The sequence below is a fragment of the Rhodococcus sp. EPR-134 genome (assembly GCF_001647205.1).
Lineage (GTDB): Bacteria > Actinomycetota > Actinomycetes > Mycobacteriales > Mycobacteriaceae > Rhodococcus_F > Rhodococcus_F qingshengii.
This window is the reverse complement of record NZ_LVCT01000770.1, coordinates 1-9,545: the sequence shown is the minus strand read 5'-3', so window position 1 is coordinate 9,545 and position 9,545 is coordinate 1. Positions and strand designations below refer to the sequence as shown.

Annotated in this window: 10 protein-coding genes; 6 read left to right on the top strand and 4 right to left on the bottom strand. The window is 62.9% G+C overall.

All coding sequences use genetic code 11. The features are described 5' to 3' along the window. From A2J01_RS33090 to A2J01_RS33080, 3 genes are all read left to right on the top strand, one after another. Positions 1 to 671 (top strand): methyltransferase domain-containing protein (locus A2J01_RS33090; RefSeq protein WP_156519478.1); only part of this gene is annotated, 671 nt, incomplete at its 5' end. After that, positions 668 to 3,211 (top strand): polynucleotide kinase-phosphatase, encoded by a 2,544-nt coding sequence (locus A2J01_RS33085; RefSeq protein ID WP_064114380.1) that lies wholly within the window; start codon positions 668 to 670, stop codon positions 3,209 to 3,211. The genes A2J01_RS33090 and A2J01_RS33085, both read left to right, overlap by 4 nt. A gap of 36 nt (positions 3,212 to 3,247) precedes the next feature. Next, positions 3,248 to 3,916, top strand: coding sequence for a class I SAM-dependent methyltransferase (locus tag A2J01_RS33080; RefSeq protein WP_042449164.1), 669 nt, complete (start codon positions 3,248 to 3,250; stop codon positions 3,914 to 3,916). On the opposite strand, the gene A2J01_RS33075 is transcribed toward A2J01_RS33080, so the two are convergent. Then, the gene (locus tag A2J01_RS33075) at positions 3,877 to 5,106 is read right to left on the bottom strand and encodes an MFS transporter (protein ID WP_064114379.1); all 1,230 of its coding nucleotides are present in this window, start codon (positions 5,104 to 5,106) and stop codon (positions 3,877 to 3,879) included. The genes A2J01_RS33080 and A2J01_RS33075 overlap by 40 nt on opposite strands. Before the next feature lie 70 nt (positions 5,107 to 5,176). Here A2J01_RS33075 and A2J01_RS33070 point away from each other — a divergent pair, with 70 nt between their 5' ends. Together A2J01_RS33070 and A2J01_RS33065 are read left to right on the top strand one after the other, a co-directional pair. Beyond that, entirely contained in the window at positions 5,177 to 6,232 is a 1,056-nt protein-coding gene (locus tag A2J01_RS33070) for a LacI family DNA-binding transcriptional regulator (protein ID WP_230793240.1), read from the top strand. After that, positions 6,229 to 6,852: a hypothetical protein gene (locus A2J01_RS33065; RefSeq protein ID WP_228402241.1), complete on the top strand. Its 624-nt coding sequence runs from the start codon at positions 6,229 to 6,231 to the stop codon at positions 6,850 to 6,852. Before A2J01_RS33070 ends, A2J01_RS33065 begins: the two co-directional genes overlap by 4 nt. 95 nt (positions 6,853 to 6,947) lie before the next feature. Here the strand turns inward: A2J01_RS33065 and A2J01_RS33060 are convergent, their stop codons facing one another. Next, positions 6,948 to 7,766, bottom strand: a complete 819-nt coding sequence (locus A2J01_RS33060) for a helix-turn-helix domain-containing protein (protein WP_042919858.1) — start codon at positions 7,764 to 7,766, stop codon at positions 6,948 to 6,950. An 89-nt stretch (positions 7,767 to 7,855) separates the two neighbouring features. On the opposite strand from A2J01_RS33060, the gene A2J01_RS33055 reads away from it, so the two are divergent. Beyond that, positions 7,856 to 8,227, top strand: a complete 372-nt coding sequence (locus tag A2J01_RS33055; RefSeq protein ID WP_030536435.1) for a cupin domain-containing protein — start codon at positions 7,856 to 7,858, stop codon at positions 8,225 to 8,227. Here the strand turns inward: A2J01_RS33055 and A2J01_RS33050 are convergent, their stop codons facing one another. Together A2J01_RS33050 and A2J01_RS33045 are read right to left on the bottom strand one after the other, a co-directional pair. Continuing rightward, positions 8,228 to 8,956 (bottom strand): HD domain-containing protein, encoded by a 729-nt coding sequence (locus A2J01_RS33050; protein ID WP_064114378.1) that lies wholly within the window; start codon positions 8,954 to 8,956, stop codon positions 8,228 to 8,230. A 208-nt stretch (positions 8,957 to 9,164) separates the two neighbouring features. Next, a partial coding sequence (locus A2J01_RS33045; RefSeq protein WP_156519477.1) for a CHAP domain-containing protein occupies positions 9,165 to 9,545 on the bottom strand: 381 nt, incomplete at its 5' end.

Genomic DNA, 9,545 nt, shown 5'->3' with positions numbered 1-9,545 from the left:
TCGATCGACTGATTCCCGACCAAGCAGAGGCGCAGATCGAACTACCGCGACCGGATCCGCCGCTGGCACGGCTTCGCGTCGACGCAGTTTTGGCGACACTTCAGCGACTGCACGTCAGAACGATTGTCGACATCGGTTGCGGCGAAGGCAAACTGATCGAGGCGCTGATGCCGCACGCTCAATTCGACAAACTTGTCGGCGTCGATGTGAGCGCGCGCGAACTGACACGGGCGCAACGCAGATTGAAGTTCACCGAAATGTCCGACGCCCAACGTGAACGTGTGTCTTTGATGCAGTCGTCCGCGACGTACCGCGACGCACGCTTGAAAGGCTTCGACGCAGCCGTGCTGATGGAGGTGGTCGAGCACGTCGACACGGCGCGCCTGCCGGCGCTGGTCAGATCGGTCTTCGTGGACGCAGCACCGCAGTATGTGCTGCTGACTACTCCGAATGCCGACTACAACGTGCTGTATCCGGCATTGGCCGCGGGAGAGTTCAGGCACCCCGATCACAGGTTCGAGTTCTCCCGAACCCAATTCCGCGACTGGGCAACCGAAACGGCCCGAGTCCACGGCTATTGCGTGGAGTTCGAATTTGTCGGAGCAATTGATCCGGTCCTTGGCGGACCGACACAGATGGCAATCTTCACGAAGGAGGCACGAACGTCATGACGGTGTACGAGATTCCAGATCTCGCCCTGGTAGTACTCATCGGCGTCAGTGGCTCGGGAAAGTCGACCTTCGCGGCGCGCCACTTCGGTGAGTTCGAAACTCTCTCGAGTGACACATTCAGAGGGTGGGTCAGTGATGATCCGAACTCACAGGAGTCGACGTCCGATGCTTTCGAAGTGCTGGAGTTCGTCGCGGCCAAGCGTTTGCGACGCGGACGTCTCACGGTGGTCGACGCGACCAACGTCCAGCCCGCCGCGCGCAAGCGACTCGTTGCGTTGGCTCGCGAGCACGACATACTGCCGGTGGCAGTCGTGCTCGATGTTCCGGAATCGGTCTGTTCTGCACGAAACGACGCTCGCTCTGATCGGACGTTCGGACGCGACGTGATTCGCCGTCAGCACCAACAGTTGACTCGCTCGCTCCGCGGGCTGGGTAAGGAAGGTTTCCGTTCGGTTCACATCCTCAGAGGTGAGGACGCGGTTTCCGAAGCCACATTCTTGCGCCACCCGCTCCGCAGCGATCTGCGTGTCGAGCGTGGTCCGTTCGACGTCATCGGTGACATCCACGGATGTCGAAGTGAGCTCGAGACGCTCCTCGTGAAACTCGGCTACACCGTCGACTACGGGACGGACGGCAGAGCTGTCGATGCGGTGCCGCCGGAAGGGCGAACTGCCGCCTTCCTCGGTGACTACGTGGATCGAGGACCGGATTCGGTCGGTGTGCTGCGTCTGGTCATGGGGATGGTCGCGGCGGGACATGCGATAGCGGTTCCGGGTAACCACGAGAACAAATTCGTCAAGGCCTTGCGCGGTAAGAAGGTCACGGCCAGTCACGGACTCGCCGAGACCCTCGAGCAGATGGCCACCGAGTCGGCGGAGTTCCGGGACAGCGTCGTCGACTTCTGTGACGGGCTCGTCGCGCACCTCGTTCTGGACGACGGCAAACTCGTGGTTGCGCACGCCGGTCTCAAGGAGGACTACCACAACAGGGCGTCCGGCCGAGTCCGGAGCTTTGCGCTCTACGGTGAAACTACCGGTGAGACGGACGAATTCGGCTTACCCGTTCGATACCCGTGGGCGCAGGACTACCGAGGATCAGCCATGGTCCTCTACGGTCACACGCCGGTGCACGAGGTGGAATGGATCAACAACACCGCGTGCCTCGACACCGGCTGTGTGTTCGGTGGATCCCTCACGGCTCTTCGATACCCGGAACGAGAGATCGTGTCGGTTCCGGCGGAGCGGGTTTGGTACGAGCCGGTGGTACCGCTGGCACCGCCGACTCGTGATCCGGACGTGCTCGATCTCGCCGACGTCCTCGAAACGACCGGCGTCGACACCGAACTGCGCGGTCGAGTGTCCGTTCGCACCGACAACGCTGCCGGCGCCTTGGAAGTGATGAGCCGATTCGCGGTCGCGCCGCAATGGCTGCGGTACCTACCGCCGACCATGGCGCCCTGCGCGAGCGCCCAATCCGATGACTATCTGGAACACCCGTCGACCGCGTTCGACGCATACCGGGCCGGCGGAATCGGAACAGTGATCTGCGAAGAGAAGCACATGGGTTCGCGGGCAGTGGTGCTCGTGTGCCGTGATCGATCGGTTGCTCAGTCCCGCTTCGATGCACCGGATGCGCTCACCGGGATGGTGCACACCCGCACCGGCCGCCAGTTCTTCGACGACGACCTGACTCAGCAGTTGATCGACGACATCGCCGCCGCAGTCACCTCCGCTGGGTTGTGGGAAGAGCTGGGCACCGACTGGCTGCTCCTCGACTGCGAACTGTTGCCGTGGAACGTCAAAGCGGAAGGTCTGCTGCGCTCGCAGTACGCGTCGGTCGCGGCGGCCGGGCGATCAGACCTCACAGCTCGCGAGGCCGTGCTGGCGCGGGCCGGGTCGCGGGGCCTGGACGTGGCGGAGATGTTCGAACAGACAACTGTTCGGGCCGCCAGTATCGAGCGCTTCGGCGAGGCGTACCGACGGTACGTGTGGCCGACGAACGGACTGGACGGCGTCACCATCGCGCCGTTCCAGATTCTGGCGGCCGAGGGCCAGTCGTACGGGGAACGGGATCACGAATGGCACCTCGGTATTTCGGACCGCCTGGCCGCGGCCGACCCGAGTCGATTTACCACTACACGTCGCCTGGTGGTCGATCTCGGTTCCGAGGACTCGGTGTTCGAAGCGACGAAGTGGTGGGAGTCGCTCACCGGCGACGGTGGTGAGGGGATGGTCGTCAAACCGCTGGCGAATCAGATTCACGGACCGCGGGGGTACAACGCGAAGGTTCAGCCGGGGATCAAGGTCCGCGGCCGGGAGTACCTGCGATTGATCTACGGTGCCGACTACCTCGAACCGTCGACGCTTGCGAGATTGCGTAACCGCAACCTCGGACACAAGCAGTCGATGGCGCTGCGCGAGTACGCGCTCGGCATGGAGGCGGTATCCAGGCTCGTCGACCGTGAACCTTTGTGGCGAGCGCACCAGGCCGTGTTCGCGGTGCTGGCTCTCGAATCGGAGCCGGTCGACCCGCGGTTGTGACGGCCGGTGCGCGGGCTCGGATTGATACCGTCGGGTATGGGTGTGATTGCTCGCTTGGACGGTTTCAATCGACGCCATCCGTGGAGTCACAACGATCACTACGGCCGGTGGGTTCTACGTAATCTGCGCGGGGTCAGGTCCGGTCGCGCTCTCGACGTGGGGAGCGGGACCGGCAATCTGATCGACCTCTTGCGTCGGCGGTTCGACGTGGTGGTCGGTGTGGAACCCGACCTGACAACCTCGGCCGCCGTGCGCGCAAGGTTTGTCGACGACGGGAACGTGATCATCGACGCGCAGCGGATCGAGGACTTTGCATCCGAGGCGAAGTACGACGCGATCACAGTCGTCGCAGCGTTGCATCATCTTCCACTCGAAGAATCGATGAAGCAGCTGAGTAGCCTGCTCGAACCGGGCGGGCGGCTCGTCGTGGTCGGGTGTTATCGATCGACCACAGCCACCGACGCACTCCTGTCGGTGTTGGCGACCGTGTGCAATCCCGTCGTCGGCGTCGTCAAGCATCGACGGGTTGCCTCCGAGCCACTGAAGGCGATGACAGCTCCCACCGCGGAACCGGGTGAGTCGATGGCTGACGTCCGGCGCGCGGCCGCGTTGTGTCTGCCAGGTAGCCGGATCAGGAGACGACTGTTCTGGCGATACACCCTGATCTACGACGAGAGTCCGGCCGGCGCGTCGGTGGGGGAGTGAGTAGACCGTTCCGGTTCCTGGGGAAACGCGCGTCGGCCGAACCCGACTATCGCCAACGAAGCGATCATCAGAGCGACCCCGATGCCCGCCAGATGTGAGAGCCCGCCACTGTCGACGACGGCCGCACCGAGCAGAGCGCCCGTTGCAATCGCGATCTGGAACACGACAACGTAGATGGCCGAGGCACGGTCGGTCCCGATAGGGACGGCGCGCAGAACCGAGGACTGGAGGCAGATCGGAACGGTGGTGAACGCCGCACCCCACAAGATCGTGGCGACGACAGCGAACGCTCCCATCGACGGCGCCAAGAGCCAGAAGATGGCCAGCGCGCCTGCCACCGTCGCGATCGAGATGAGCGTGAAGAGGCGTGGTTGGCGGTCGTAGTACTTGCCGGCGACCCACACTCCGACGGCGCCGGCGGCGCCGTAGACCAGAAGCATCGCGGTACGGATGCCACCGGACGAGCCGAGGCTTTCCTCCACCAGAAGTGTGAAGAACGTGTACGAAGCGAATTGCCCAAGGGCGGCAAACAGCGTTGCCGCGCAGATGACGGCGAGTGCCCGTTTCATCGCCGGTGTCGGCTTCGGTTTGTCTCGCTTACTCCGATGGTGTTGATCGACCGGCATTTCTGGCAACGCACGATGCAGTGAGAAAGCAATGCCCACTGCCACCACACCGATTGCCGCCGACGCGGTCCGCCAACCCCAGGACTGGCCGATCGCCGAAGACAGGGGTCCTCCGAGAACAAAAGCGAGAGACGTACCGGCATACACCATCGCGATGGCCTTGCCCTGTTGTCCGCGCGGAACCAGGGTGGCAGCGACCGGTGCAACGACAGCCCAGAACACTCCGTGCGTCGCAGCGCAGAGCAATCGTCCGATCACGAGCATCGGATAGTTGACGGCCAATGCTGCGACCAGTTGCGACACCGCGAGGGTGGCCACCGTCAGAACGACGACGCGTCGTCGCGGCCAGGTTTTGACCGCTCCGATCAGCGGAAGCGTCAAGACCGCGACACCGTATGCGTAGAAGGTCAGCAGTAGGCCGACACGCCCTTCGGTGACGTCGAGGTCCGTCGAGATTTCGCTGAGCAGTCCGACGGGGAGCATTTCGGCCGTCACGTAGGCGAAGGCTGCTCCGGCCAGTGTCATCAGCCGTAGCGTGGTTGCCTTCGGCAGTCGAGCAGTCATGTTGTGTAACGATACATGTATCGATACACAACTGCGCAATGGATATTTTGCACTCGCTATGCTGAGGCTCATGGCCATACGTGCGCAGCGTTCGAGTCGTCCGACGATGGCCGACGTCGCCAAGGCCGCAGGCGTGTCGGTGATGTCGGTGTCGTACTCCTTCGCGCAGCCCGAGCGCGTGTCTGAATCAACGCGGGCCAAGGTGTTCGCCGCCGCCGAAGAGCTCGAGTACGCGGGCCCGAACCGGGCGGCGCAGTCCTTGCGGAGCGGGAAATTCAACAACATCGCGGTCGTCTTCAGCGAGAAGCTGACGTACGCCTTCGAAGACGCAGTAGCTCGGCGATTCCTCTCGGGAGTCGCCGAAGCGTGCCTGGATGCGAACGCCGGGCTGATGATGCTGCCGAACTCGGGGAAACCGGGAGACGTCGACAGAGTTCGCGACGCAGCAGTAGACGGTTTTGTCGTCTGGACCACCGTCTTCGACGATCCCATCCTCGACGCGATTGTCGGCACCGGAAAACCCGCATGCATCCAGGGTGGTCCGTTGCACGAGGGTGTGGATCTCGTCGGGATGGACGATGTTGCCGGCGCCGTTGCGATCGCGGCAGTCGGGTTGTCGGGGGCGCAGCGGCCCGCGGTGATCAGCCTTCCGTGGGATCGTGAGCGTCGGTCCGAGATTCGGATGGACGTGGATCCAGGTGAAGCGTTCTTTCCGGTGTCCCGCCATCGGCTCGAGGGCTACGAGCGCGCCGTCCGCGATGCGGGCCTCGATTGGTCCTCGGTGCGGGTGGGGGTGGTCACCGTCAACGAGCGGAGCGAGGGTGCGCGGATGGCTCGGTCCCTGCTCGACGTTCCCGAGAGCCGAAGGCCCGATGTCATCTTGGCGATGAGTGACGAACTGGCTCTGGGGGTTTTGGACGCGATCCGCGAACTCGGCCTCGCGCTGCCCGACGATGTCGCAGTCGTCGGATGGGACGACACAACAGCCGCATCGGACGCCGGCCTGACAACGGTTCGCCAGTCCCTGTTCGATCAAGGGCGCAATGCAGCTCGCGTGGTTCTCGGGCTGGACGATGCGGTCGAGCCGGTCGAATGGTCGGTGCGTCGGCGAACCTCGACACGATGATCACGCCGGTAGTCATCGACGGTCTGCGTCTTCGGTGGTTTGTCCCTCCCGAATTGGGGGAGACCGTCCGATGGGGACTCTCCTGGAATGTCGACAGCCCGAGCAGGTGGGCGGTAGTCGAGCCGGCGTGGGTCTTGACGGCGGAAGTGCGCACGAGTTCGAAACCATTGATGTGGAGACTGCCTCGCGACGGGTCAGGCATTCGGGAGCCGGTCCAGCCGGCGATCGCTCGCGTCGCTGCACTGCAATTCATGTTCGACGCCGAACCACCGTTGCCTTCTCGGATCGAAGCCGCGGGCGCTTTGCAACTACGCGCCGGAACTCCTCGTGACGACACAAATGCCCGTCAGGCATGGATCGATTTCGACGAGAGTGCCGCCACGACCGGGGTAGTTCGGCGCCTGCGGCTCATGTCGATGGAGTCCGACATGCTGCCCGACCCGAAGTTTCCGCACGGCCCGAACTGGGGTTGGGCTACGAGGCAACTCGTGCCTGGCTCCGAGCGCTTCTACGAGTTGGCCCGTGCACCTCGCGCGTTGCGCTCGTATCAGCTGACCGATCGTGAATACGGGCCGCGGCGCGAGGACTTCCTCCTGGTCGACCTCGAGACGGCTGCTTGATCGTTGGGACCTGACACCGTTTTTATTCAGTGGACACAGACTCCAGCTGACCGGAACCAGTGTCTGCTCGACGAAACCGGTGCCAGGTGCTGCGACTAGCGCGCTCCACTGGCCACGTTCAGTGAGTATTTGCCGGGCGGCGCCCCGACATGCTTGACGAAGTGCCGCGACAGGTGGGATTGATCGTGGAATCCGACGTCGACGGCCACGTCCGCCAATTCGCGCCCGGCGAGGATTGCGCGTCGCGCCAGATCGATTCGACGTCCCGTCACGTACTTGTGAGGCGGAAGCCCGAAATGCTTCGCGAAGTTCTTGATCAGATACGTGGGCTTCCGCTGCAGGATGTTCGACGCTTCCCGCATCGTGATTCCCGTTGTGAGTCGCGCATCGAGCAGGTCCCGAAGTTGATCGGCAACGCGTTCGTCAACGGTCGGCGTGTGAAGGGATCGACCTGTGGCCGGTGTGAGGATCTCGTTCAATCTTTCAGCGAGGAACCCCAGGCGACTTTCGGCCTCGAGTGATTCGCCGTCCGGGCCGAGTGCAGAGTGCAGTTGATCGATGCGATGGCGCAGCAGAGGGTCTCGAATCTCGGGGCTGTCCACCGCCGGGCCTATGAGGACCTCGCCGAGAACTGACGTGTCGAGGTAGAGGATTCGTTGACGAAATCCGGCCTCGGTGACCGGAACTCCGTCGTGTGCAATGCCTGGCGGCAACAGAGTCACGATCTCTGGTGCTGCGCCATGAGCGCGATGATCGAGGTCGTATGCAATCGTGCCGCGGTCGACGAGCATCAGGGACCACTGATCGTGCGTGTGTTTGGGATAGGCGTGTCCGACGAAATCGGCATGGAAGACCTCGGTGATTCCCGCGAGGCTCGGTGCCCACGCGGTGATCTGTGCGCCGCGGGGGTCCATGTCAGAAACGTACAAGACGCAGCTGCCTCGGGTGACGAAGAGTGGCGGGGTCGTCATCGCAGTGGTGGCGCGCCCGAGGGAGGAACAACATGAACAGTTCGGCAACAGCGGTATCGCTCCGCGAGAAGTTCGGTCAGTTCACCGAGCACTGGTCGCCCAAGAAGATTGCGGCCCTCAATGATTACGAGATCAAGATCGTCAAGATCAAAGGTGAATTCGTCTGGCACTCCCACACCGACACCGACGAAATGTTTCTGGTGACAAAGGGGCAGATCCGAATCCAACTGCGCGACGGAGATGTTTCGCTGGGGCCCGGTGAATTGTTCGTTGTGCCTCGCGGAGTCGAGCATTGTCCCATCGCCGAAGAGGAAGCGGAGGTGATGTTGATCGAACCCGTGGGCGTGGTGAATACCGGGAACGTCGGAGGATCACGAACCGCGGTGCTCGAGGACTGGACGTAGCTAGCGGCTCTTCCAATCCAGGGGATTGGTTCGGAGCGGCAGTGCCATGCCCGATCTCCAGAGCGTCGCCGCGCGAGAGTGCGGACGGAGCTGGACCTCGCGCCTCATCGACTGCGTGAACTCGTCGGTGAACCCTGTTCGCGGGTACTCCGCGATTGCTGCATCAACAGTTGCTCGCGGAATTTCGGGCGCACGCCGACCGGCAACGTCGAAATGCGCTGCGGCATGCAGTAGATAGGCGTCAGCGCCCGCGCCGCGGTCGACGGTCAGATCCATGTGCAGACGGATCGCTTCGCCGATTCGCTGTACCGACCTCTCCGAAGTTCCCACTCTGGTCGCGAGTTCTTCTGCGTCTGCGGCACTGATGTAGGTGAAACACCCGTGCTCGGCCGATCCTTCTGCGCCCAGTCCGACATCGTGAAGGGCGCACGCAGTGAAGAGATCTTCGGGGTCGTACTCGATCGCATCGATCTGCGCGAAGGCGTCGGCCCAGATCCAGCAGCGCAGGCTGTGGTTCAAGACCGCGGGGGACAGGGTTCCTCTGGCGTGATCGAGCGCTTCGCTGCACAGCTTGGTGTCGGGGAGTGGGCGTTTGCGCAGCTCGGGTGTGCGAGTGGGGTAGCGGCCGAGCCGCAGTCGGAGCGTCGACGGAGCACTCATGGCCTGCGCAGCAGCCGCGCGGGCCATGAGTTGTATCTGCTCGAGGGTGGTCAGCTCACCAGGGCGCATCGAATTCCTGTCTGAGGTAGGGGACAGCTGGATATGAATCTAGTTGCCAGGTCTAATCCTTCGTTCGATATGAATATCTGTCGACGACGGAAACAGGGAATTTTCCGAATATTGGTTGATAGCAAGTGCCATCCAACGGCAACCCCGAATCTGTAACCTCACCTCTACACATCGCAAGAACCATCAAGCGACGACGGTGGGGCTCGGCTCAGATGACGCCGAACCCGACAATCCCCGGGACTTCCGACGGGACGATGCGATGAAGCATGACCTCGTTGTTCTCGTTGCCGCCGACGGTCGTCAGAGTGCCGGCGTCGTTGACCAGAACGACGTTGACGTGTTGGCCGAAGGGGCTCGAGTCGCCGTACAGGATCGTGTCGCCGACCTTGGGTTGGTAGTCCCGACCGTAGGGGACAAACGCGTCGATGGACTCGTAATACTCCTGCAGCGTGTACACCCCGGGGATGCGCCACGACCCTGAGTTGGGGTTCGAGAACGGCGTGCCGATCTGGTTCATCGACCAGCTCACGAAATCGGCACACCACGATTCTTCGACACCCTCGGCGTACTTGGTGCCGGGACTCCCTGA

Bases quoted from the DNA above. Each gene is read 5' to 3' on its own strand.
- A2J01_RS33085 (WP_064114380.1), top strand. From the start codon at position 668: ATGACGGTGTACGAGATTCCAGATCTCGCCCTGGTAGTACTCATCGGC.
- A2J01_RS33080 (WP_042449164.1), top strand. From the start codon at position 3,248: ATGGGTGTGATTGCTCGCTTGGACGGTTTCAATCGACGCCATCCGTGG.
- A2J01_RS33075 (WP_064114379.1), bottom strand. From the start codon at position 5,106: ATGACTGCTCGACTGCCGAAGGCAACCACGCTACGGCTGATGACACTG.
- A2J01_RS33070 (WP_230793240.1), top strand. From the start codon at position 5,177: ATGGCCATACGTGCGCAGCGTTCGAGTCGTCCGACGATGGCCGACGTC.
- A2J01_RS33065 (WP_228402241.1), top strand. From the start codon at position 6,229: ATGATCACGCCGGTAGTCATCGACGGTCTGCGTCTTCGGTGGTTTGTC.
- A2J01_RS33060 (WP_042919858.1), bottom strand. From the start codon at position 7,766: ATGGACCCCCGCGGCGCACAGATCACCGCGTGGGCACCGAGCCTCGCG.
- A2J01_RS33055 (WP_030536435.1), top strand. From the start codon at position 7,856: ATGAACAGTTCGGCAACAGCGGTATCGCTCCGCGAGAAGTTCGGTCAG.
- A2J01_RS33050 (WP_064114378.1), bottom strand. From the start codon at position 8,956: ATGCGCCCTGGTGAGCTGACCACCCTCGAGCAGATACAACTCATGGCC.